18 protein-coding genes are annotated in these 23,798 nt (G+C 73.2%); 9 read left to right on the top strand and 9 right to left on the bottom strand.

The features are described from left to right. The first annotated feature begins 151 nt into the window (after positions 1-151). From V2J63_RS04240 to V2J63_RS04225, 4 genes are all read left to right on the top strand, one after another. Positions 152-1,906, top strand: a complete 1,755-nt coding sequence (locus tag V2J63_RS04240; RefSeq protein ID WP_331229757.1) for a glycoside hydrolase family 13 protein — start codon at positions 152-154, stop codon at positions 1,904-1,906. Between the two features lie 166 nt (positions 1,907-2,072). Continuing rightward, positions 2,073-3,074: an ATP-binding cassette domain-containing protein gene (locus V2J63_RS04235; protein WP_331229756.1), complete on the top strand. Its 1,002-nt coding sequence runs from the start codon at positions 2,073-2,075 to the stop codon at positions 3,072-3,074. Further along, complete coding sequence (locus V2J63_RS04230) at positions 3,071-3,898, top strand: ABC transporter permease (protein ID WP_331229755.1); 828 nt, start codon at positions 3,071-3,073, stop codon at positions 3,896-3,898. The genes V2J63_RS04235 and V2J63_RS04230 overlap by 4 nt, the downstream gene beginning before the upstream one ends. Before the next feature lie 191 nt (positions 3,899-4,089). Beyond that, positions 4,090-7,173 (top strand): alpha-amylase family glycosyl hydrolase, encoded by a 3,084-nt coding sequence (locus tag V2J63_RS04225; RefSeq protein ID WP_331229753.1) that lies wholly within the window; start codon positions 4,090-4,092, stop codon positions 7,171-7,173. 69 nt (positions 7,174-7,242) lie between these two features. On the opposite strand, the gene dusB is transcribed toward V2J63_RS04225, so the two are convergent. The 4 genes from dusB to V2J63_RS04205 form a co-directional block, all read right to left on the bottom strand. Further along, positions 7,243-8,451, bottom strand: a complete 1,209-nt coding sequence (gene dusB / locus V2J63_RS04220; RefSeq protein ID WP_434056285.1) for a tRNA dihydrouridine synthase DusB — start codon at positions 8,449-8,451, stop codon at positions 7,243-7,245. Between the two features lie 120 nt (positions 8,452-8,571). After that, complete coding sequence (locus V2J63_RS04215) at positions 8,572-10,002, bottom strand: Nramp family divalent metal transporter (RefSeq protein ID WP_331229751.1); 1,431 nt, start codon at positions 10,000-10,002, stop codon at positions 8,572-8,574. 116 nt (positions 10,003-10,118) lie between these two features. Next, positions 10,119-11,312 carry a YibE/F family protein gene (locus tag V2J63_RS04210; RefSeq protein ID WP_331229750.1) on the bottom strand — a complete coding sequence of 398 codons (1,194 nt, stop codon included), beginning with the start codon at positions 11,310-11,312 and terminating at the stop codon, positions 10,119-10,121. Positions 11,313-11,332: 20 nt separating this feature from the next. Next, positions 11,333-12,727, bottom strand: a complete 1,395-nt coding sequence (locus tag V2J63_RS04205; protein ID WP_331229749.1) for a glycine--tRNA ligase — start codon at positions 12,725-12,727, stop codon at positions 11,333-11,335. Positions 12,728-13,122: 395 nt separating this feature from the next. Here V2J63_RS04205 and V2J63_RS04200 point away from each other — a divergent pair, with 395 nt between their 5' ends. The 5 genes from V2J63_RS04200 to V2J63_RS04180 are packed head-to-tail and all read left to right on the top strand — an operon-like array spanning position 13,123 to position 16,950. After that, on the top strand, positions 13,123-14,190 hold the full coding sequence (locus tag V2J63_RS04200; RefSeq protein ID WP_331229748.1) for a metal ABC transporter substrate-binding protein: 1,068 nt from the start codon (positions 13,123-13,125) through the stop codon (positions 14,188-14,190). After that, the gene (locus V2J63_RS04195) at positions 14,187-15,059 is read left to right on the top strand and encodes a metal ABC transporter ATP-binding protein (RefSeq protein ID WP_331229747.1); all 873 of its coding nucleotides are present in this window, start codon (positions 14,187-14,189) and stop codon (positions 15,057-15,059) included. The genes V2J63_RS04200 and V2J63_RS04195 overlap by 4 nt, the downstream gene beginning before the upstream one ends. Then, positions 15,059-15,973, top strand: a complete 915-nt coding sequence (locus V2J63_RS04190) for a metal ABC transporter permease (protein WP_331229746.1) — start codon at positions 15,059-15,061, stop codon at positions 15,971-15,973. The genes V2J63_RS04195 and V2J63_RS04190 overlap by 1 nt, the downstream gene beginning before the upstream one ends. 2 nt (positions 15,974-15,975) lie before the next feature. Further along, positions 15,976-16,380 carry a Fur family transcriptional regulator gene (locus V2J63_RS04185; RefSeq protein WP_331230134.1) on the top strand — a complete coding sequence of 135 codons (405 nt, stop codon included), beginning with the start codon at positions 15,976-15,978 and terminating at the stop codon, positions 16,378-16,380. Positions 16,381-16,437: 57 nt separating this feature from the next. After that, positions 16,438-16,950 carry a DedA family protein gene (locus tag V2J63_RS04180; protein WP_331229745.1) on the top strand — a complete coding sequence of 171 codons (513 nt, stop codon included), beginning with the start codon at positions 16,438-16,440 and terminating at the stop codon, positions 16,948-16,950. A 131-nt stretch (positions 16,951-17,081) separates the two neighbouring features. On the opposite strand, the gene V2J63_RS04175 is transcribed toward V2J63_RS04180, so the two are convergent. From V2J63_RS04175 to V2J63_RS04155, 5 genes are all read right to left on the bottom strand, one after another. After that, positions 17,082-17,867 carry an isoprenyl transferase gene (locus V2J63_RS04175; RefSeq protein ID WP_331229744.1) on the bottom strand — a complete coding sequence of 262 codons (786 nt, stop codon included), beginning with the start codon at positions 17,865-17,867 and terminating at the stop codon, positions 17,082-17,084. Next, positions 17,864-18,595: a DNA repair protein RecO gene (gene recO / locus V2J63_RS04170; RefSeq protein ID WP_331229742.1), complete on the bottom strand. Its 732-nt coding sequence runs from the start codon at positions 18,593-18,595 to the stop codon at positions 17,864-17,866. The genes V2J63_RS04175 and recO overlap by 4 nt, the downstream gene beginning before the upstream one ends. 125 nt (positions 18,596-18,720) lie before the next feature. Then, a complete protein-coding gene (gene leuA / locus V2J63_RS04165) occupies positions 18,721-20,478 on the bottom strand; it encodes a 2-isopropylmalate synthase (RefSeq protein ID WP_331229741.1) in 1,758 nt (585 codons plus the stop codon). A gap of 306 nt (positions 20,479-20,784) precedes the next feature. Next, entirely contained in the window at positions 20,785-22,233 is a 1,449-nt protein-coding gene (locus V2J63_RS04160) for an FHA domain-containing protein (protein ID WP_331229740.1), read from the bottom strand. After that, positions 22,230-23,777 (bottom strand): FHA domain-containing protein, encoded by a 1,548-nt coding sequence (locus V2J63_RS04155; RefSeq protein ID WP_331229739.1) that lies wholly within the window; start codon positions 23,775-23,777, stop codon positions 22,230-22,232. Before V2J63_RS04155 ends, V2J63_RS04160 begins: the two co-directional genes overlap by 4 nt. Positions 23,778-23,798 lie beyond the last annotated feature (21 nt).

Below are 23,798 nucleotides of genomic sequence, written 5' to 3'. Positions count from 1 at the left end.
CGCCGTGACAGCCCTGGGTCGCTCGCGTGACGGGCTCGGCCAGCTCCCCGCGCGGCCCACGCAAGGCACTCACCGGCCTGCCCGCAGCGGTAGCCTGCTCGTTCCACCTCCACCCGAGCAGAGACCCCACCCTGTGACTTCTCGAGCCCCCGTGACCGACGACCCGACGACGCTCCACCAGCCCGGACCCGACGCGGAGTGGTGGCGGACGGCCGTCATCTACCAGGTCTACCCGCGCTCGTTCGCCGACGCGGACGGCGACGGCATGGGCGACCTCCCGGGGATCACCGCGCGCCTGCCGCACCTCGCGGCGCTCGGGGTCGACGCCGTCTGGCTCTCGCCGTTCTACCGCTCGCCCCAGCACGACGGCGGCTACGACGTCGCGGACTACCGCGACGTCGACCCGCTCTTCGGCACGCTCGACGACGCGGACGCCCTCGTCCGCACCGCCCACGACCTCGGGCTCCGCGTCATCATCGATCTCGTGCCCAACCACACCTCGGACGAGCACGCGTGGTTCCGCGCGGCCCTGGCCGCCGGCCCGGGCAGCCGCGAGCGCGCCCGCTACATCTTCCGCGAGGGGGGCGGGGAGCGCGGCGAGGAGCCGCCCAACAACTGGCAGTCGATCTTCGGCGGCCCGGCCTGGACCCGCGTGACGTCGCGCGACGACGCGGCCGGCGGCCCGTGCGCCGACGACGGCCAGTGGTACCTCCACCTCTTCGACTCCACGCAGCCGGACCTCAACTGGGACAATCCCGAGGTCCACGCCGAGCTCGAGTCGGTCCTGCGGTTCTGGCTCGACCGCGGCGTGGACGGCTTCCGGGTGGACGTCGCACACGGCCTCGTCAAGGCGCCCGGCCTGCCGGACTGGTCGGGTCACGTCAGCATGGTCGAGGGCACGGACGACGCCGGGGGGGACGGGGTCGACGGCGGGAGCCGGCGCGGCCCCATGTTCGACCAGGAGGGTGTCCACGAGATCTACCGCCGCTGGCGGGAGGTCGTCGACTCCTACGACGGTGACCGGGTCCTCGTGGCCGAGGCGTGGGTCGACCCGATGGGCCGCCTCGCCCGCTACGTCCGCCCGGACGAGATGCACCAGGCGTTCAACTTCGCCTTCCTCGTCACTCCCTGGGACACCGACGCGCTCCGGCGCTGCATCGCGCAGTCCTACGCCGCGTACGACGCCGTGGGCGCGCCGACCACGTGGGTGCTGTCCAACCACGACGTCGTGCGCCACGCCTCGCGCCTCGGGATGGCGGAGACCGGCAAGGGCCCCAACGGGATCGGCGCCGAGGACCCGCAGCCCGACGCCGAGCTCGGCCTGCGCCGGGCCCGCGCGGCGAGCACGCTCATGCTCGCGCTGCCCGGGTCCGCCTACCTCTACCAGGGCGAGGAGCTCGGGCTGCCCGAGCACACCGAGCTCGACGACTCGGCACGCCAGGACCCCGCGTGGTGGCGCACGGGGCACGTGGAGAAGGGGCGCGACGGCTGCCGCGTGCCGCTGCCGTGGGCGGGCGACGAGCCCGCGTTCGGCTTCTCCCCCACCGGCCGATCCTGGCTGCCTCAGCCCGCCGGCTGGGCGGCCTATGCCGCCGACGCCCAGGACGGCGTGCCCGGCTCGACGCTCGAGCTCTACCGGGCGGCGCTGCGTCTGCGCGCCGAGCTCCGGCTCGGCGGGTCGGCGCTGAGCGAGGCCGGGGCACTCGTGGAGGACGCCGGCGCGCTCGCCTTCGTCAGCTCCGCGCCGGGCCGCGCCGACCTGCTCGTCGTCGCGACCGTCGGGGGCCAGGGCGTCACGCTGCCCGAGGGCTACGACGTCGTCCTTGCCAGCGGGCCGCTGACCGAGCGCGACGGACGGACCGTCGTCCCCGGCGACACGACCGTCTGGGCCCGCGCCACCGCGTGACCCCCGGACCCGGTACCCCGCCCCCTCCGCCGTCACGCCCGCACACCCACTCCCGTGATCATGCAGAAGTGCCGGTGCGCTGCCCGAAAATCTCTTCTCCTGCTCGGGGCGCAGGCGTAGTGTCCGCCCCGGGAGACGGACATGTCGCCGATCGGGAGGGGCCGTCGTGAGTGCCGACCTGGCCATCGATGCCGAGGGACTGGTCAAACGGTTCAAGGAGACCGTCGCCGTCGACGGCGTGGACCTGCGGGTACCGACGGGCACGGTCTACGGCCTCCTCGGACCCAACGGTGCCGGCAAGACGACGGTCGTGCGGATGCTCGCCACGCTCCTGCGCCCGGACGCCGGGACCGCCCGCGTCCTCGGGCACGACATCCTCACCGAGGCCGACGCGGTACGCAGCAACGTCGGGCTCACGGGCCAGTACGCGTCCGTCGACGAGGACCTCACGGGGACCGAGAACCTCGTCATCCTCGCGCGGCTCTACGGCTTCTCCAGCGCCCGCTCGCGGGCCCGCGCCGCGGAGCTCCTCGCCGCCTTCGACCTGAGCCCGGCCGCGAACAAGCAGGTCAAGACCTATTCGGGCGGCATGCGGCGCCGGATCGACCTCGCCGCGAGCCTCGTCATGAGCCCCCGGGTGCTCTTCCTGGACGAGCCCACGACCGGCCTCGACCCCCGGAGCCGCAACCAGGTGTGGGACATCGTGCGGCTCCTCGTCGCCGAGGGCACGACCGTCCTGCTCACGACGCAATACCTCGACGAGGCGGACCAGCTCGCGAACCGCATCGGAGTCATCGACCACGGCAAGCTCATCGCCGAGGGCACGGCCCCGGAGCTCAAGGCGTCCGTCGGGTCAGGCACGATCACGCTCCGGCTCGCCGACCCGTCCCAGCGAGCGGCGGCGGCCGCCGTCGTCGAGCGGGAGCTCGGCACCGCCGTCGTCCTCTCCTCGGATCCCGCCAGCCTCGATGCGCGCGTCCCCGACGAGGGCGACGCCGCCGCGGCCCGCGTCCTTCCGGCGCTCCACGCCGCGGGCATCGCCGTGCCGGAGTTCAGCCTCGGCCAGCCGAGCCTCGACGAGGTCTTCCTCGCCCTCACCGGTGAGCACCCCGAGGCCGAGCCCACCACCGAGGACCACGCACCGCACGCGACGGAGGAGGTCCGATGAGGACGCTCGACATCGGCAAGAACACCGCCCTCCGCGAGGCGATCGCCGTCGACGTACGCCCGCAGCGACCCTCGGCGCTCACGTCGACGCTCGTGTTCACGCACCGGGCGCTGCTCAAGATCAAGCACGTGCCCGAGCAGCTCATGGACGTCACGCTGACGCCCGTCATCTTCACGCTCATGTTCACGTACCTGTTCGGCGGGGCCATCGCCGGGGACACCCGCAGCTACCTGCAGTTCCTCCTGCCCGGGATCCTCGTCCAGACGGTCCTCATCATCACCGTCTACACGGGCTTCACCCTCAACACCGACATCACCAAAGGCGTCTTCGACCGGTTCCGCTCGCTGCCGATATGGCGCCCGGCCCCGATCGTGGGCGCGCTCCTCGGTGACACCGTGCGCTACACGATCGCCTCGGCGATCACGATCGGCCTCGGGCTCGCGCTCGGGTTCCGCCCGGAGGGCGGGTTCGTCGGGGTCGTCGCCGCGGTCGCGCTGCTCCTCGTGTTCGCGTTCGCGATCAGCTGGATCTTCACGATCCTCGGCCTGCTCATGCGGACCCCGAACGCCGTCATGGGCGTCTCGATGCTCGTCCTCATGCCGCTGACGTTCGCGTCGAACATCTTCGTCGACCCCGCGACGATGCCCTCCGTGCTGCGGGCGTGGGTCAACATCAATCCCGTCTCCGACCTCGTCACGGCCGTCCGGGGCCTCATGGCCGGCACGGCCTCCTTCAGCGACGTCGCGTGGGTGCTCGTCGCCGCGGCCGTCCTCACGGCGATCCTCGCGCCCATCACGATGCGGATCTACCGCACCCGGAGCTGAGGGACGCCGCCACTGGCCGCTCGACCACGAGCGGCAGCTCCCTCCTGCGGAGGCGGCTGCCTCGGGAGGCGACTAGCATCGCGCGCGTAACGACGTCAGACACCGCACGGTCGCGGCGGTCCCGCGGTCCCACGTCGGCGCGCACGTCGCAGTCGCTACGACGCCGTTCGTAGCCGAGCAGGGAGGCTCGCATGCGAAGGATCCGCTGCACGGCCCTGGCCGTCATGTCCCTGGTGCTGGCGCTCGCCGTCGGCACCGTCGGCTCGAGCGCGGTGGTCCCGCCACCGCCCGAGCCACCCGACGAGCAGTGCGTCGACAACCCGTTCGGGGACCGCGAGCTGTACCTCCGCGGTGGCTTCAGCAGCTGGGGAGCGCTCCCCGAGTACCAGTTCGTCTACAACTGCAACCGCTTCGAGCTGCTCGTCGAGGTGAGCGGGACGAACTCCTTCAAGGTCGCGGACGCCGGGTGGTCGGGCGACTCGGACTTCGGCGGTGGCGCCGCCGGCAGCGAGCTCTCCGAGGGCGAGCCGCTGCCCCTGGCGCTCCAGGGCTCCAACCTCACGTTCGCGTTCGAGGGGACCCAGCGCGTCGTCCTCGACGTGTCCGCGTCGGCCACGAACCCGACGCTCACCATCACCCGGTGCCCGGCGAGCCCGCTCGGTGACGCCCTCCTCGGGCTGAGCGGCACGTTCAACGACGGCAGTCCCAGCCCGGCGGAGTACTTCACGTACAGCTGCGGCGCGTACTACCTCAACGTGGACATCGAGGGGACCCACGACTTCACCATCGGCGACCCGCTCGGGACGGCCGCGACGCGGTTCGGTGCCGCGGACGAGGGAAGCAACGTCGTCACGCCCGACGAGCCCTTCCCCCTCGTCTCCGAGGAGGAGGACGACGAGGTCGCCGACCTCCGCTTCGACTTCACCGGTGAGCACACCCTGGCCATCGCCTTCGACGACGTGGGTGACCCCTGGCTCACGATCGGCGAGCTGACGTTCGTCAACCCTGGCGTCCCCATGCCGGTCACCGACCCCGTCGCGCGCAGCGTGACGTACGACTCCCGGGTCGCGAACCACAAGGCTCCGTTCGGCGCGGTGACGGCGGGCACGCCGGTGGAGTTCGCGCTCGAGGCGAGGCCGGGCGTCGGCAGCGCGACCCTCGTCGTCGAGACCCGGTTGCTCGAGGGCAACCAGGAGGTCCTCGAGTACCTCGATCCTGTCCGCGTCGAGATGAGCCGTCAGGGCGGTGGCGAGCTCGACCGCTGGACGGCGTCGTACGACTTCGACGACGTCAGCGTCTACGGCTACTACTTCGAGGTCGTCGTCGGTGACGACACGTACGTCTACGAGAACAACAACGCCTCGGTCTACTGGACCCTCGAGCGCGGCACCGGTGGCCCCGGTGAGCTCACGTTCCTCCCCGAGGACCCTGACGACATCCGCCGGTATCGCCAGACCGTCTACAGCCCCGACTTCGTCGTGCCGGAGTGGGCGCCCGACGTCGTCTACTACTACGTCTTCCCGGAGCGCTTCCGCAACGGAGAGCCGGCGAACGATCCCGAGCCGGGCGTCGACACCTACCTCGACGGCCCGATCGAGGTCCACGAGGACTGGCTCGAGAGGCCGTACGTCCCGGGTGGCGCCGACGGCTCGACCACCGACGACGACCAGTACAACAACGACTTCTTCGGCGGCGACCTTGCTGGGATCATCGAGAAGCTCGACTACCTCGAGGACCTCGGGATCAACACGCTCTACCTCAACCCCATCTTCGAGGCGGGTAGCAACCACAAGTACGACACCGCCGACTACCTCAGCATCGACGACAACTTCGGCACGAACGAGGACCTCGTCACGCTCACCGAGGAGGCCGAGGCTCGCGGGATCAGGGTCATCCTCGACACCTCGCTCAACCACACCGGAAGCGACTCGGTGTACTTCGATCGCTACGGCAACTTCCCCGGCACCGGCGCCTTCGAGGAGGAGACCATCAGGCCGGACTCCCCCTGGTACGACTGGTTCCAGTTCTTCCCGGACGAGACCGAGCCGGACGCCCAGTACAGCGGGTGGACAGGTGTGACGACGTTGCCCGAGCTGACCGAGTCGGACAGCTTCAAGGACTTCGCGTTCGGGAGCGAGGACTCGGTCATGCACACGTGGCTCGACCGGGGCATCGACGGCTGGCGCATGGACGTCACGCCCTGGGTGAGCGACGAGTTCTGGCGGGAGTGGCGCTCGGCCATCAAGGCGACGAACCCCGACTCCCTCACCATCGCCGAGACGTGGTTCGACTCCTCGAAGTACTTCCTCGGCGACACCTTCGACACGACGATGAACTACATCTTCCGCAACGCGGTCATCGACTTCGCCGGCGGCCGGGACGCCGGCGAGACGTACGACAACATCGAGCTCATGCGCGAGGCGTACCCGCCGCAGGCGTTCTACGCCCTCATGAACCTGCTCTCCACGCACGACGCCGCGCGCGCTCTGCACCAGTTCGGCTACGTCGGCGAGGACAGCTCCCCCGACGAGGTCGAGGAGGCGAAGCAACGGTTGCGCCTCGCAGTCCTGTTCCAGATGACGTTCCCCGGCTCCCCCACGGTCTTCTACGGCGACGAGGTGGGCGTGACCGGCGGCGAGGACCCCTTCAACCGCGCGACGTACCCGTGGGAGGACATGGGTGGGGAGCCCGACACCGTCCTGCTCGAGGACTTCCGTGAGCTCATCGGGCTGCGGAACGAGCACGCCGTCCTCCGGCGCGGCTCCATCGACGCTCCGCTGCACGTGGACGAGCACGTCGTCGTCCTCGGTCGGGCACACGACGGTGTGCACGCCGTCGTCGCCTACAACAACAGCACCGACGCGCAGGAGGTCACGGTCGGCCTGCCGTGGGAGGGGCGGGCCACGGTCTTCCAGGACGCCCTCACCGGCGAGCGAGTCAGCGCGGTCGACGGCGAGCTCACCCTCACCGTCCCGGCGCTCTACGGGACGGTGCTCCTCGCTGAGGAACCGAGCGAGGAGCCGACGACCGAGGAGCCCACGACCGAGGAGCCGACGACCGGCGAGCCGACCGAGGAACCCACTGGTCAGCCCACCGAGGAGCCGACCGACGGGCCCACCACGGACGGGGTCGGACCTGGCACCGACCCGACGGGCGACGGGCTGCCCGTCACCGGTGTGGGCGGTTCGGCGGCGGGCGCCCTCGCGGCACTCAGCCTCCTCATCGCCGGCGCGGCGCTCGCTGTGCTGGCGCGGAGACGGTCCGCCACCCGCTGACCGAGCGGCGCAGACGAGGGGCGCGTGCACATCGCACGCGCCCCTCGTGCGCCCGCGCCCCGTGCTGCGCTAGCCGCCGGAGATCGACAGCTCGGCCTGGGCGAGCAGGGCGCGCAGGCGGTCGTCGATGTCCGGCGTGAGGAGCCACCCGTCGGGCAGGTGCGGCACACGCGGGCTGCCGGCGCGCCCGCGCGGGCCCTCGGCGCCCTCCCCGGGGTAGGGCTGGGCGAGGTCGAGCGCGCCGAGCCGCTCGTCCAGCTCGGCGAGCGTGCTGACGAGCCCGAGGGCGGCGCGCGCCTCACCGCCGACGACGTACCCCTTGAGGTACCAGGCCATGTGCTTGCGCAGCTCGCGCATCGCCTTGGTCTCCTCGCCGAAGTGCTCGACCATGAGCTCGCCGTGCCGGCGGATGACGCCCGCGACGTCGGCGAGGCCCGGGCGCTCCCGGACGTCGGAGCCGGCGAACGCGGCGACGAGGTCGGTGAAGAGCCACGGCCGCCCCTGGCAGCCGCGCCCGACGACGACGCCGTCGCAGCCGGTCTGCGCCATCATCCCGACGGCGTCCTCGGCGGACCAGATGTCCCCGTTGCCGAGGACGGGGATGGTCGTCACCGTCTCCTTGAGCCGCGCGATCGTCTCCCACCGCGCCTGGCCCGAGTAGTGCTGGGCGGCGGTGCGGGCGTGGAGCGCGACCGCGGCGACACCGGCCTCCTCGGCGATGCGCCCGGCCTCGAGGTAGGTGAGGTGCTCGTCGTCGATGCCCATCCGCATCTTCACGGTGACGGGGACCTCGTGGGTGCGCCCGCGCGAGGCGGACCGGGCGGCGGCGACCGCGTCGGTGACGATGGCGGCGAAGAGGTCGCGCTTCCACGGCAGCGCGGCGCCGCCGCCCTTGCGGGTCACCTTGGGCACGGGGCAGCCGAAGTTGAGGTCGACGTGGTCGGCGCGGTCCTCGGCGACGAGGATGTGGACGGCCGCGGCGATCGTCGCGGGGTCGACGCCGTAGAGCTGGACGCTGCGGACGGGCTCCTCGGGGTCGGCGCGGATCATGCGCATCGTCTCCGGGGTCCGCTCGACGAGCGCGCGCGAGGTGACCATCTCGGTGACGTAGAGGCCCGCGGGGGCGAAGGTGCCGGGCCGGGGGCCGCGCGGTGGGTCCGCCGCCGACGCGCCCGTCGACGCAGGCTCACGGAGCCCTCCCGGCTCGGCCGCAGGCAACCCGGCCAGGCCGGCCTCGCGGCACAGGCGCCGGAACGGCGGGTTCGTCACACCCGCCATGGGCGCGAGCACGACGGGGCTCGCGAGCTCGATAGGGCCGACCTGGAGCGCTGTCACGCCCCCATTGTCGCGTGCTTGCGCGCGGGCGGACGAATGAGGCTCGTCACGTCGGCCCGGGCACTACCCGAGCTCGACGAGGCCGGTCGCGCTGAGCGCCGTGTACGCGCCGAGGAGGAGGATCGCGATGCCGCTCACCGCGAGCGCCACCGTGGAGAACCGTCCGCCGCGCAGGTCGGGCTCGACGTGGTGCAGCCGCAGGTACCACGCCGCGACGGCGACGGCGGCGAGGAAGATCCCACCGGCGATGCCCCCGACGAGGATCATGACGAACGGCGAGGAGATCCACAGGTAGGTGAGGAGCCACACGAGCGGCAGCCCGACGATGAACACCCGCATCCACGTGGTCCGTCGCTCGGCGTCCGCCCAGTCGAACACCCCGATGATGCTCATGGCGTTGGCCCACGACCGCGCCCACGAGGGGATCGCCGCCCAGATCGTCGAGCCGAGCGCGGCGAGCGCCCCGACGAGGTAGAGGATGCGTCCCCACTCCCCCAGGACGCTGGCGTAGGTCTCGGAGAGCACCTGGATCATGTCGTTGCCCTGCGGCACGAGCCCCTGCGGGTGCAGGACGGCGGCGCCCACGACGTAGAAGGACATCGTGCTGATCGTGTAGATGACCCACGCCGCCATGGCGTCCTTCTGCATGACGGCGATCCAGCCGCGGGCGCGGCGCTGGTAGTCCCGCGAGCCGTCGTTGGGGCCGGACCAGCGGGCGTACCCCTTCTCGAGGCACCAGTAGGTGTAGGCGGTGATCTCCTCCGAGCCCACGCCCGTGAGGCCGAACATCGCCACCGCGACGCCGATGGCGCCGACCGGCAGCGACAGCGACAGCCCGGACGCGAGGTCGCCGCCGGAGTAGGCGTACTCGGTCATCGGCAGCCCGAGCGCGATGACGAGCGTGACGACGACGAACGTCATCGTGAGGAAGACGGCGACCTTCTCGATGAGGCCGTACCGGTTGGAGTACAGGCTGACGATCGCCAGGACGGTGACGACGACCGCCCAGGTCGTCAGCGAGGTGCGCTCGAGCGGCCCGGAGCCGATGGGGAAGAGGATCGACAGCGCAGCGGCCATGCCGCCGATGAGGCCCCCGGTCTGGATGAGCTTGGAGATCGCCATGAGCGCCCACATGACGAAGACCCACCCGATCCTGCCGAACCGGGGCGGGACCCGGGTGTAGCCCTCCATGGCGCCGAGGCCCGTGACGATGGAGTAGCGCGCCATCTCCACCTGCACGGCCACCTTGACGAGGGTCGAGAAGACGACGAGCCACAGCAGGACGAACCCGGCCTCGGCCCCGAGCGCCGTGGCGGTGATGAGCTCGCCCGCGCCGACGATCGAGGCGGAGACGATGAGGCCGGGCCCGAAGAAGCGGATGGACCCGCGCCACGTCGTCGGCGGCTCGCGGACGCCGGCGGGGTCGAGGCGGTAGGGGTCGTCGCGGACGACGGAGGTCTCGGGCAGCTGGCCCGCACGGTCGGTGGATGACATGGCATCTCCTTCGACTCCGAGCCACGCATGGCTCGACGGCTCCACGCTATAAGCGCGCGCCGGCCGCGGCACGGCGAGGACCAGGCCGGACGGCGCGGCTCTCGCTGCCCGCGTCCTCAGTCGGCGCGGGCGGGCTCCGCGCCGGCGGGCTCCGCGCGACCGCGCTCCGGCCGGGCGGTGCGGACGAGGGCCGCGGCGATCGCCGTCGTCGCCGGGATCGCGAGGACGAGGCCGATGGAGGAGACGAGGGTGCGGACGATCTCCTCGGCGATCTCCCCCGCCATGAGGGTGTCGGTGAAGGCGCGGTCGAAGAGCCCCGCGACGAGCAGCACCGGCAGCGCGGTCCCGACGTAGGCGAACGCGAGGGTGTAGACGGTCGAGGCGATGTGGTCGCGCCCGATCCGCATCCCGCGGCGCATGAGCTGGCGGCGCGGCATGGCCGGGTCCGCGGCGTGGAGCTCCCACACCGCCGACGCCTGCGTGATCGTCACGTCGTTGAGCGCTCCGAGGCCGGCGATGACGATCCCGCACAGGAGGAGGTCACGCAGGCTCAGGCCCGGGAAGGTGCCCATGAGCATGAGCGAGGAGTCCGACGTCGAGCCCGTGAGGTTCGCCGAGCGCGTGCCCCACGTCGCGAGCCCCGTCGTCGCGGCGAGGCCGAGGAACGTGCCGAGGAGCGCCGTCGTCGTCCGGATGGAGATCCCGTGGGCGAGGTAGACGGAGACGAACATCATCGCGCTCGCGCCCACGAGGGCGACGAGCAGGGGCGAGTGGCCGAGCATGATTGCGGGGAGGATGAAGGCGACGACGACGGCCAGCGAGGCCGCCAGCCCCGCCATCGCCGCGAGCCCGCGCCAGCGTGCCACGAGGAGGACGACGGCGGCGTAGAGGATCGCCAGGGCGACGACGGGGCTCGAGCGCTCGAAGTCCCAGTACACGTACGGGCTGCCCGAGCCGAGCGCCGACGGGGTGAACATGAGACGCAGCCGGTCGCCGACGTCGACCCCGCTGGCGAGGACCTCCGGCGGCACCTGGACGGGGACGACCTGGCCCTCCCCCACGCCGGTGAGCAGCTCGGCGCGGATCTCCTCACCGGGGCTGCCGCCGGTCTCGACGACCTCGGCCGTCTCGATCGTCATCCCGGCGCCGGTGAGCTCGTACGAGCCCATGGGGCTCTCGCCCCGCGGCCACAGCAGGGCGAGCCCGACCACCGTGGCCACGAGGAGCGGCACGACGAGCGCGGTGAGGATCCGCCGCGCCCGCCGCGCCTCGCGTGGTGGGAGGTCGAGCTCGCCGTGGGTGTGCGTCATGCGACCTGTGTGCCCGGCGGTCAGGCGCCGATCAGGCGGGCGGCGAGGTAGCCGGCGACCTTGTCGAGGGCGACGCGCTCCTGCGCCATCGTGTCGCGCTCGCGGATCGTCACGGACTGGTCCTCGGCAGTGTCGAAGTCGACCGTGATGCAGAACGGCGTGCCGATCTCGTCCTGACGGCGGTAACGGCGGCCGACGGCACCCGCGTCGTCGAACTCGACGTTCCAGCTCTGCCGCAGCTCGGCCGCGAGGTCACGCGCCACCGGCGAGAGCTGCTCGTTGCGTGAGAGCGGCAGGACGGCGGCCTTGACCGGCGAGAGCCGCGGGTCGAGCTTGAGGACCGTGCGCTTGTCGACGCCACCCTTGGTGTTCGGCGCCTCGTCCTCCGAGTACGCCTCGACGAGGAAGGCCATGAGCGAGCGCGTGAGTCCGGCCGCCGGCTCGATGACGTAGGGCACCCAGCGCTCGTTCTTGCCCTGGTCAAAGTAGGACAGGTCCTGGCCCGAGTGCTTCGTGTGGGTGGACAGGTCGAAGTCGGTGCGGTTGGCGATGCCCTCGAGCTCGCCCCACTCGCTGCCGGAGAACCCGAAGCGGTACTCGATGTCCACGGTGCGCTTGGAGTAGTGCGAGAGCTTCTCCTGGGCGTGCTCGTAGTGACGCAGGTTGCCCGGGTCGATGCCGAGACCCGTGTACCAGGCGGTGCGCGTGTCGATCCAGTACTGGTGCCACTCCTCGTCGGTGCCGGGCTCGACGAAAAACTCCATCTCCATCTGCTCGAACTCGCGCGTGCGGAAGATGAAGTTCCCGGGGGTGATCTCGTTCCGGAAGGACTTGCCGATCTGGCCGATGCCGAACGGGGGCTTGCGGCGCGCCGACGTCATGACGTTGGCGAAGTTGACGAAGATGCCCTGCGCGGTCTCGGGGCGCAGGTAGTGCAGGCCGGACTCGTCCTCGACGGGGCCGAGGTAGGTCTTGAGCATCATGTTGAAGTCACGGGGCTCGGTCCACTCGCCGCGGGTGCCGCAGTTGGGGCACGGGATGTCCGCGAGACCGTTCTCGGGGGCGCGGCCCTTGCGCTCCTCGAACTCCTCGAGCATCTGGTCCGCACGGAAGCGCTTGTGGCAGGACAGGCACTCGGTGAGCGGGTCGGAGAAGACGCCGACGTGGCCGGAGGCGACCCACACCTGGCGCGGGAGGATGACGGAGGAGTCGAGGCCGACGACGTCCTCGCGCGCGGTCACCATCTGGCGCCACCACTGGCGCTTGATGTTCTCCTTGAGCTCGACACCGAGCGGCCCGTAGTCCCACGCGGAGCGGGTACCGCCGTAGATCTCACCCGAGGGGAAGACGAAACCGCGCCGCTTGGCGAGGTTGATGACGGAATCCAGGCGGGAAGGCGCAGCGGCCACGAACATCACTCCAGGTATCGGTCGGCACCCGCGCCTGGCTGGCACGGACGGGCGGCCCGGGCGCTCGCGAGCGGCCCGTCCACGCGAGGGCTAACCTACCTGGCCCCCGGCGGGGGGCGGTTATCGGCGTGCCACGGCGGCCCGGCGGTGCCGCGGCCGCGCGCCCGGCGGGCGGCGGGGCGCCCGTACGCTCGCGCGCCTGGCGCTCGACACGCGCAGCGCGCCCGTTTCCCGACATGACTGCGCCTCGACACGCTCGACGCGCCTGGTAGACCAGGAGCACCGAGCGTGTCGAGGCGCACGGACGAGGGCGCCGGGGGGCGGCGGGCTCTCACTTGCCGCGCCGCGAAGGGCGGGGACTCAGTTGACATCGGTTCTCATTACTGTTGAGAATGAGTCTCATGCCGCTCCCCCGTCCGAGCCGTCTCGGCACCTGTGCCGCGACGGTCGCCACCGTCCTCACCCTCACAGCCTGCTCCGGGACCGCACCGGGCAGCGGTGGCGACGGTGCCGGTGCCGCGCCCGGGTCAGGCCTCGACGTCATGACATCGCTGTACCCGCTCCAGTACGTCGCCGAGCGCGTCGGCGGCGAGCACGTGAGCGTCTCCCCCATCACGCCACCTGCCGGTGACGCGCACAACGTCGAGCTCTCGCCCCGTGAGGTCGCCGACCTCGAGGCGGCCGACCTCGTCGTCTACCTCTCGGACTTCCAGCCCGCCGTCGACGACGCCGTCTCCGTCACCGGGGCGCAGGCGCTCGACGTCGTCGCCGAGGCGGACCTCCACACCTCCGACGAGCTCACGGGCGGCGACGCGCACGACGACGGCGAGCACGCCGGCGACGACGCACAGACCGGCGGCGACGGGCACGCGGACGGCGGCCACGCCGACGACGTGGGGCACGCGGACGACGGCGGCGACCACGCCGGCGACGGCCACGACCACGGCGACGGCGCGCTCGACCCGCACTTCTGGCTCGACCCCGCGCGCCTCGCCGACGTCACCGCCCGCGTCGCCGATGAGCTCGCCTCGCTCGACCCGGACCACGCCGAGGACTTCCGGACCGCGGCGGAGGGGCTCGTCGCGGACCTCGACGCCATCGGCGCCGACTACGCCGCCGGCCTCGCGACGTGCGCCGCGGGCACGGCCGTCGTCACCCACGAGGCGTACGGCTACCTCCTCGCGCCCTTCGGGCTCCACCAGGAGGGCCTCGCCGGGATCGACCCCGAATCGGAGCCGTCCCCCGCCCGCCTCGCCGAGATCGCGGACGTCGTCGCCGAGCACGACGTGAGCACGATCTTCGTCGAGAGCGCGCTCGACGCGGACGTCGCGCAGACGCTCGCCGACGACCTCGGGATCACCACCGCCGTCCTCGACCCGCTCGAGCGCCAGCAGGACGAGGGTGCGGACTACCTCGACGTCATGCGCGCGAACCTCGCCGCCCTCCGCACCGCCCTGGAGTGCGCATGAGTGCGTCCGACGCGGCCACCGGCGCCGGCGCCGCCTCCAGCGCCACGCCCGCTCCCAGCGCCAGCACCACGGCGCGCGCCGCTGCCGCCGGCGCGCCCCCCATCCGCGCGCGTGACCTCGGGGTCACGGTCGGTACGGCGACGATCCTGCGCCACGTCGACCTGACGGTGACCGACGGCGAGACGGTCGCGCTGCTCGGCGCGAACGGCTCGGGCAAGTCGACGCTCGTCAAGGCGCTCGTCGGTGTCGTCCCCGTGACGGCCGGCCACGGCGAGCTCTACGGCGTCGACGTCACGACCACCCGGCGCCGCGTCGACTGGGGCCGCGTCGGGTACGCGCCGCAGCGGGTCACCGCCACGGCCGGTGTGCCGGCCACGGCGCTCGAGGTCGTCACGTCGGGCCTGCTCGACAACCGCCGCCTCCACCCCGGCCGCGGTGCGCGGGCGAAGGCCCTGGCCGCCCTCGACGAGGTCGGCCTCGCGCACCGCGCCGGCGAGAGCGTCCAGGTGTTCTCCGGCGGCCAGCAGCAGCGGGTGCTCATCGCCCGCGCGCTCGTGCGCCGCCCGGACCTCCTCATCCTCGACGAGCCGCTCGCCGGCATCGACCACACCTCCAAGCGTGCCCTCGCCGCGACCCTCCACCGCCTGCGCGAGCGGGGGACGACCGTCCTCGTCGTCCTCCACGAGCTCGGCGAGCTGGGCGGGATGATCGACCGCGCCGTCGTCCTGCGGCACGGCCGCGTCGTCCACGACGGCGCCCCGCCGGCCCCCGCGCACGGCCACGACGACCCCGCGCACGACCACGTCCACGCGCACGAGGGTGAGCCGGAGCCCGGCCACCAGGCGCCCGACCTGCGGGTGGAGCTGTGATGGCCTTCCTCGACACGCTCGGCGCGATGCTCGCGAGCCCGCTCATGCAGCGCGCGCTGCTCATCGCCGTCCTCGTCGGCGTCGCCGCACCCGTCATGGGGACCTACCTCGTCCAGCGCCGGCTCGCGCTCCTCGGCGACGGCATCGGGCACATGGCCCTCACCGGCGTCGCCGTCGGGTGGCTCGCCGGCAACGCCGCGAACCTCACGCCCCACGACGCGCTCGCCGTCCCCGGCGCCGTCGTCGCGGCCGTCGTCGGTGCGGTCCTCATCGAGGTCGTCCGCGAGAAGGGCAAGACGAGCGGCGACGTCGCCCTCGCGCTCCTCTTCTACGGCGGGATCGCCGGCGGCGTCGTCCTCATCGGCCTCGCCGGCGGGACGACGGCGAACCTCACCGGCTACCTCTTCGGCTCGATCTCGACGGTGACGTCGCTCGACGTGTGGCTGACGGTGGGGCTCGCCGTCGTCGTCCTCGGGCTGGGGCTCGGGCTGCGCCCGGCGCTCTTCGCGCTCTCCCACGACGAGGAGTTCGCCCGCGCGGCAGGGCTGCCCGTGCGGCTGCTCAACGTCACCGTCGCCGTCATGGCCGCGCTGACCGTGTCGGTCTCGATGCGCGTCGTCGGCGTCCTCCTCGTCTCCGCCGTCATGATCGTCCCGGTCGCGACGTCCCAGCTCGTCGCCCGCTCCTTCCGCGCGACGATGGGGATCGCCATGGGCATCGGCGTCACTGTCTGCGTCGTCGGGCTCTCGGTCACCTACTTCTACCCGCTCTCCCCCGGGGCCACGATCGTCATCCTGGCGATCGCCACGTACGCCGTGGTATCAGTGGTACGACCCCTCGTGAGCCGTTCCCGACGGGGTGGGGACCCGCACCTGGACGTCCAGGACGACGTCCACCTTCGAGAGGCAGCGTGAGCATGCAGCGCATGACCCGGCAGCGGGCGGCCGTCACCGGGCTGCTCGAGGGCATGGACGACTTCCGCAGCGCCCAGCAGATCCACGAGATGCTCCGCGGGCGCGGGGAGAACGTCGGCCTCGCGACCGTCTACCGCTCGCTCCAGGCGATGACCGACGCGGGCGACGTCGACGTCCTGCGCGCCGACGACGGCGAGGCGCTCTACCGGATGTGCCTGTCCCGCAAGCACCACCACCACCTCGTGTGCCGGCACTGCGGCACGACCGTCGAGCTGAGCGGGGAGTCCGTCGAGCAGTGGGCCGCGCAGATGGGCAGCGACCACGGGTTCGTCGACGTCGAGCACACCGTCGACCTCTTCGGCACGTGCGCGCCGTGCGCGGCGCGGCTGGGCGGGCCGTCGGCGTGAGGACGCGCTCGACGGCGGGGTTCGGCGACTCCCGCGCGGGCACGCGGCGACGGTGCCGTGCCTGACTTCTTCGCGGGCTGGCCCTTCTGGCTGGTCTTCACGTTCCTCTTCCTCGGCGCGATGATGCGCGGGCAGGGGACGTACTGGCTCGGGCGGATCGCCACGGTGCAGGCGCTGCGGCGCACGCACCCGACGGGCGGCTGGCGGCTGCGCGCGCATGAGGCGCTCAACGGCCACGGCACGCAGCGCGGGGTCGAGGCGATCCGGCGGTGGGGGCTCGTCGTCGTTCCCGTCGCCTACCTCACGGTGGGGTTCCAGACGATGGTCATGGCCGGGGCCGGGGTCCTGCGGATCGGGTGGCCACGGTTCACGCTCGCGCAGGTGCCGGGCGCCCTCGCGTGGGCCGCGATCTACTCGACCATCGGGTTCGCCGTGTGGAACGCGGCGCTCGCGGCCGCGGCCGGGTCGCCGTGGGCGCTCGCGGGGTTCGTCGCGATCGCCGTCGTCGTCGCGACCCTGCTGACCCGGCGACGTCGCCGGCACAGCGCCACCGTCACCCCTCGTTCGTGATCATGCAGAAGTGCCGTCCGTGCCAGCGCTCAGAAGCGCTGCCTCACTCCTCGCTCGACGTCGCGGACGTGCCGTACGCCGCCGGCGCTCGCACTTCTGCATGATCACGGACGAGGGTGTGGCAGGGCCGGTCAGCTCGAGCCGGTCGGGCTGTCCACCGCGCCGCCGTAGCGGCGGTCCCGGGAGGCGTACGTCTGGACGGCGCGCCAGAGGTGACGCCGGTCGACGTCGGGCCACGGCTCGTCGAGGAAGACCATCTCGGCGTAGGCGGACTGCCACAGCATGAAGTTCGACGTCCGCTGCTCCCCGGACGTGCGCAGGAAGAGGTCGACGTCGGGCAGCTCGGGCTCGTCGAGGTAGCGGGCGATCGTGCGCTCGGTGACCTTGTCCGGGTTGAGCCTGCCGGCGGCGACCTCGTGCGCGATGGCCCGGGCGGCGTCGGCGATCTCCGCGCGGCCGCCGTAGTTGACGCACATCGTCAGGGTGCACGTCGAGTTCCCGGCGGTGAGGCGCTCGGCCTCCTCGAGCTCGGTGATGACCGAGCGCCACAGCCGCGGCCGGCGCCCCGCCCACCGCACCCGCACGCCCCACGCGTTCATCTCGTCGCGCCGGCGTCGCAGGACGTCGCGGTTGAAGCCCATGAGGAAGCGCACCTCCTCGGGCGAGCGCTTCCAGTTCTCCGTGGAGAACGCGTACGCGGAGATGTGGGTGACGCCGATCTCGATGGCGCCGGCGACGACGTCGAGCAGCGCCGCCTCCCCCGCCTTGTGCCCCTCGACGCGCGGGAGCCCGCGGGCGTTGGCCCAGCGGCCGTTGCCGTCCATGACGATGGCGACGTGCTTGGGGACGAACCGGCTGTCGATGACGGGCGGGCGCGCGCCTGATGGGTGCGGGGCCGGCGGGACCGGGGTGCTCACACGCGCTCCACGTGCCGGAGCGAGCGGAGTTGGCGCTCGAGGTGGTACTGCAGGTGCGCGGCGACGAGCCCCGACGCCTCGCGCCGGTGGCGTTCGTCGCTCGTGTCCGCGACCGGCCAGTCGCCGGAGAGCAGCGCGCCGAGCAGCGCGAAGGTCTCCGGGGCGGGCGCGGCCGAGCCCGGGGGCCGGCACGTCGGGCACACCGCCCCGCCGACGGACACGTTGAACGCCCCGTGCGGCCCCTGGCGGCCGCAGCGCGCGCAGTCCTCGAAGCTCGGCGCCCAGCCGGCGACGGCGAGCGAGCGCAGGAGGTAGGAGTCGAGGACGAGGGCGGACGCGTGCCGGCGCGTCGAGAGCGCGTGGAGCGCGCCGACGAGGAGGAGGTACTGCTGCGACGACGGCTCCCGCTCCACCTCGGTGAGCCGCTCGGCGGTCTCGACCATCGCCGTCGCCGTCGTGTAGAGCGCGTAGTCCGCGCCGAGTGCCCGGCCGTACGGCGCGAGCACCTCGACCTGGGTGACGACGTCGAGGTTGCGCCCGATGTGGAGCTGGACGTCGACGAGGCCGAACGGCTCGAGGCGCGCGCCGAACTTCGAGGACGTGCGCCGGACCCCCTTCGCGACGCCGCGGACCCGGCCGTGCTCGCGGGTGAGGAAGGTGATGATGCGGTCGGCCTCACCGAGCTTGTGGGTGCGCAGCACCACAGCCTCGTCCCGGTAGAGCTTCACCGGCCCATCCTCCCCCATCCGCAGCCGCCGTGCGCCCCTGCGACGCGCCGCGCCGCGCCGCCGTCGCTGCGGACGACGACGGCGGCCGGGCGGACGCGTGCGGTCAGCAGCCGCAGGCCGCGCCGTCAGCGCAGGGCGCGGTTGACGGCGGAGACGATGGCCTTGAACGAGGCCGTCGTGATGGAGGGGTCGATGCCGACGCCCCACAGCACCTGGCCCTCGACCTCGCACTCGACGTAGGCGGCGGCACTCGCGTCGCCGCCCGTGGAGAGCGCGTGCTCGGCGTAGTCGAGGACGTTGACGCTCACCCCGAGCTCGCTGAGCGCGGCCGTGAAGGCGTCGACCGGCCCGTTCCCCGTGGCGGCGACGACGTGCTGCTCGCCGTTCTCCACGAGCGTCACCGTGAGGGTGGCGTCCTCGCCCTCGCCGGCCGACGTGAGCGTCGTCCCGCGCAGGGCGTACCGGCCCCACGGCTCGAGGTCGGAGTCCGGCGACGCCGGCAGGTACTCGTCGGAGAAGATCCGCCACAGCCGCTCGGAGCTGATCTCCCCGCCGTAGGCGTCCGTGTGCTTCTGAACGATCCCGCTCAGCTCGATCTGGAGCCGGCGCGGCAGGTCGAGCGCGCGCGTGCTGGAGAGGAGGTAGGCGACGCCGCCCTTGCCGGACTGGGAGTTGACCCGGACGACGGCCTCGTAGCTACGCCCGACGTCGTGCGGGTCGACGGGCAGGTAGGGCACCTCCCACACGACCTTCTCGTCGTCTTCGCCGGCCGCGGCCACGCGGGCCTCACGGACGGCGAAGCCCTTCTTGATGGCGTCCTGGTGGGAACCGGAGAAGGCGGTGTAGACGAGGTCGCCGCCGTAGGGGTGGCGGGGGTGGACGTCCATCTGCGTGCACTGCTCGACGGTGCGCCGGATCCCGTCGATGTCCGAGAAGTCGATCTGCGGGTCGATGCCCTGGCTGAAGAGGTTGAGCCCGAGCGTGACGAGGTCGACGTTGCCGGTGCGCTCGCCCTGGCCGAAGAGGCAGCCCTCGACACGGTCGGCGCCCGCGAGGACGGCGAGCTCGGCCGAGGCGACCCCGGTACCCCGGTCGTTGTGCGGGTGGACCGACAGCGCGACATAGTCGCGACGGCTGAGGTTGCGGCTCATCCACTCGATCTGGTCCGCGTAGACGTTGGGCGTGGCCCGCTCTACGGTCGCGGGCAGGTTGAGGACGACCTCGCGCGATGCGTCCGGCTGCCACACGTCCATGACGGCCTCGCACACCTCGAGGGCGTACTCGAGCTCGGTGTCGACGAAGATCTCCGGGGAGTACTCGTAGCCGAAGACGGCGTCGTCGTCGAGGAGCTTGTGGGCGAAGGCGAGGACGTCCCGCGTGCCGGCGACGGCGAGCTCCTTCGTCGCCTCCCGGTCGTTGCGGAAGACGATGTCCCGGAAGACCGGCGCCGTCGCGTTGTAGAGGTGGACGGTGGCGCGCGGGGCGCCGACGAGCGAGGAGACGGTCCGCTCGATGAGCTCGGTGCGGGCCTGGGTGAGGACGGAGATCGTCACGTCCTCGGGGATCGCCTCGGTCTCGACGAGGGAGCGCACGAAGTCGAAGTCCGCCTGGCTCGCGGCCGGGAAGCCGACCTCGATCTCCTTGTAGCCCATGCGGACGAGGAGGTCGAACATGCGGCGCTTGCGCGCGGGGTCCATGGGCTCGATGAGCGCCTGGTTGCCGTCTCGCAGGTCAGTGGAGAGCCAGCGCGGCGCGGCGGTGATGCGGCGCGTGGGCCACTGGCGGTCAGGAAGGTCGACGCCGTTGGTCTCGAGGAAGGATCGGTACTTGCCGATCGGCATCGTCGACGGCTGCTGGGCGTTGCTGGGGGGTCGCGTCCTCATCGGTGTCCTTGCCGGTAGTTCCTGTCGGCCGGGCACGACGATCGCCGCGACGAGGGGCCGGCCGTCAGAGGGCCTCGTCGCGGCAGAGAAGAAGCAGCCGACGATGCACAGAGCGCATGGCGTGAACCCTAGCGCAGGCCCGGCGCCGGGTGCATACCCCGTCCGGGGCACGGTCGACGGGCATCACTCACCGGTCGACCACGGCGAGCACCGCGTCCCCGGGGCGGAGCTCGTCCCCGGCGACGCACCCGACCTCACGGCCTCGAGGAAGGCCGACATCTCGGCGCTCGACGATGACGACGCCGTTCACCGGAGGCCGTCCCTCATGATCGTCCTCTCGACGTCCTGCTCGGGCAGGTCACCGACGGTGATGACGGTGCTGCCGACGAGGACCTGGTCGCCGTCGCCGACGGTGACGGCCCGCCACGGCTCGCACGGGCTCTGCTCGCCGGCGCGCGCGAGACGGGTGCCGTTCGTCGAGCCTCGGTCCGTGACCCGGATGCCGCGGCCGTCGATCTCGATCGTCAGGTGCGTCTTGGACACGGCTTGGTCGTCGACGGCGAGGAGGGCGTCCACGCGCTCGTCGCCGTGGGCACGGGGGGCCCGGCCGAGGAGCGTCGTGCCGGCGCCCAGGACGCGACCGTCGTCGAGGCGGACGGTGGGCGGCGCGACGGGCGGGGCCTCCACCGGGGCGTCGAAGACGGGCGGCACGACGGCGGGTGTCACGGGGGCGGTGGGGGCGGACGCGGCTGGAGCCTGGGCCGCCGGAGCGGGCGTGGCCGACAGCCCCGGGTCCGCGGCAGGCGGGGTCGAGGTCGGTGCCGGCAGCACCGGGCGCGCGGGGGGCGCGGTAGGCGCGGTAGGCGCGGTAGGCGCGGTAGGCGCCGGAGCTTGCGGGCCCGCAGGGCTCGCAGGGCTCGCGGTCCCGGCCCCGGCCTGTCCCCACGTGGGCGCCGACTCGATGATGGCCGGTGCTCCCGGGCGTCCGCCGGGCGCGGCCGCCGACGTCGCACCCGCGCCCCGGCCCGGCGCCGGAGACCCGCCGTCGTGCTCGGGGTGGTTGACGCGGTGCGTCCGGGCGCGGCGGACACGGCGCAGCCCCGCGGTGAGCGCCAGGGCGACGACGAGCGTGACGACGGCGGCCGCGACGAGCGCGACCCACGGCCCGACGTCGGCGGACGTCGCGTAGGGGGCCTGCGCCTCCGAGCGACCGGCGATCGCCGCACCGAGCAGGGCGATCGTCCCGAGGACCGCGACGACCGCGCCGGCGACCCGGACCATCGACGCCCGCGGGGAACCGGCGGGCGAGCGGTCGTGGGCGCGCACGCGCTCATGGAGGCGCTCGGTCTCCGGGTCGAGCGCACCGTCGCGCACGCGGGCGCCGTCCGCGCGGACGTCGGTCGCGAGCGTGAGCCAGGCCGCCTGGGCCCGGACGAGGCGGGACCCGGCGTGGACGACGACGGCGCCCACAGCGACGGCGCCCACGAGGGCGACGCCGGCAAGGACGAGCAGGAGGCTGCCACCGCCGGACGGGTCGTCGAGCGCGGCCACCCAGCGCCCGAGCAGGAACGCCCCGACGAGCCCGAGGACCCATGCACCGGCGCCTGCGGCGAGCCGCGGCCGGGCGTTGAGGGCGTCGTCGAGGACGCCGAGGGCCTCGGCGCGGCGGACCATCATCGAGCCGTGCGTGGCCCACGGCCGGTTGCGGGACTCGACGGGCAACCAGGGGCGCGCGGCCTCGGGGATGACGTTCATCGGGCGACTCCCAGACCGGCGGGAGCGCCGCCGCCCATGGACGAGCCGGAGCTGGTCGCGGGTCCCGCGTGCGGGTCCGCGGCTCCCGCGCCGGCGGGGCGGGCCTCGACGCTCAGCCGCGCCGCGCCGAGGTGGAGGACGGCGGGGGCGACGACGCGCGTCGCCTCCCACGGGCGGCACCGCACGAGCGAGCCGTCGACCCGCTGGAGGATCGTGCCGTTCGTCGACGCGCGGTCGGTCACCCACAGGGTGTCAGCGGCGAGGCGCAGGTGGACGTGCGTCTTCGTCACGGTCGCGTCGGCGAGGACGACGAGGGAGTCGACGGCCTCGCCGGGCCGGGCCACGGGGTGCCGCCCGAGGAGGCTGGTCCCGGTCGTCAGGGCCCGGCCGTCGGGGAGGAGGACCTCGGTGGGGCGGTCCTGCGGACTGGGCGCGGAGATGGCCGGCGCCGGCCGTGCAGCGGCGGGAAGAGCGCGCGCGTCCCCGACGGCGGGGGCGAGGGCGGTGGGAGCACCGGCAAGGGCGAGGGCGGTGCTCGCGGAGGCCCCCGCGGGGGCGTGGCCCGCGCCGCGCTGGAGGGAGGACAGGTCCATGACCTCCGTCGGGGGCGACGGGTGGTCGCCGAGGGCAGCCGGCCGGGCGACGGCGGCAGGCGGTGCACCGTCCCCGCGCCTGGGGACGCCGTAGAAGAGTGCCTCGCCGGCCGGGTCGGCGACCGCGGCCGAGCGGAACGAGGCTCCGTCGTGGATCGACCCCGGCTGGGGCTGCTGCCGCATGTCGCGCTCGTCGCCGCGGCGCAGCTCGTTGGCGGGTCGGCTGTCGCGGCGGGGGCCGTCGTGCCACGCGTCCGAGCGCCCGACGGCCGGCCGCTGCGACGGCTCCGGCACGACGAGGAGCGGACGCTGCCAGGCGGCCTCCTGGACGCGCCGGGCACCGCCGAGCACCCCCGCCGTCGCGACGGCGGTGACGAGCGCGCACAGCACGAGGCCGATCAGCAGGGCGACGGCATCGGGGTCCAGCGTGAGGGCGAGCGCGCCGGTCACGCCGTCGCCGGCGGGGACGCCGTCGGCGAGGACACCACCCGCGACGACGACGAGCGCGACGACGGCGGCGAACCCGGCGGTGCCGAGGCAGGCGCGGCGCAGGACGCTGCGGCGCAGGCTGGCGGGGGCCGTGTCCGCCGGGGCGGGTACGCGCAGCCAGGCGGCGATCGCGCCGCTCAAGGTTCGGCCCGCCCGCAGGACGACATGCCCGACGACGGCGCCCACGGCGAGCAGGACCGCACCGGAGCCGGCCAGCGCGGCTGCGGTGCCGAGGTCACCGGCCGAGGCCTCACCGGCCGACCGCGCGAGGAGCAGGCCACCGAGCATCGCGGACACCCATGCCGAGGCTCCCGCGACGGACCGCCGCGGCGCCCGGTAGCCGTCCGCGAGGACGCTGAGCGCCTCGCACCGCAGCGGGGCGAGGGCGACGGCGCCGGCGGACCGGTCGTCCACACGTGCCGGGACGAGGTACGGCTCGGCGCTGGCCGGGACCAGGTGCACGCCTTGCTCCTCTCCTCGCTC

Origin of the sequence: Georgenia wangjunii (genome assembly GCF_036421975.1) — a bacterium.
GTDB classification, from domain to species: Bacteria; Actinomycetota; Actinomycetes; order Actinomycetales; family Actinomycetaceae; genus Georgenia_A; species Georgenia_A wangjunii.
The sequence above is the reverse complement of the archived record's forward strand: the minus strand, read 5'-3'. Positions and strand labels throughout refer to the sequence as shown.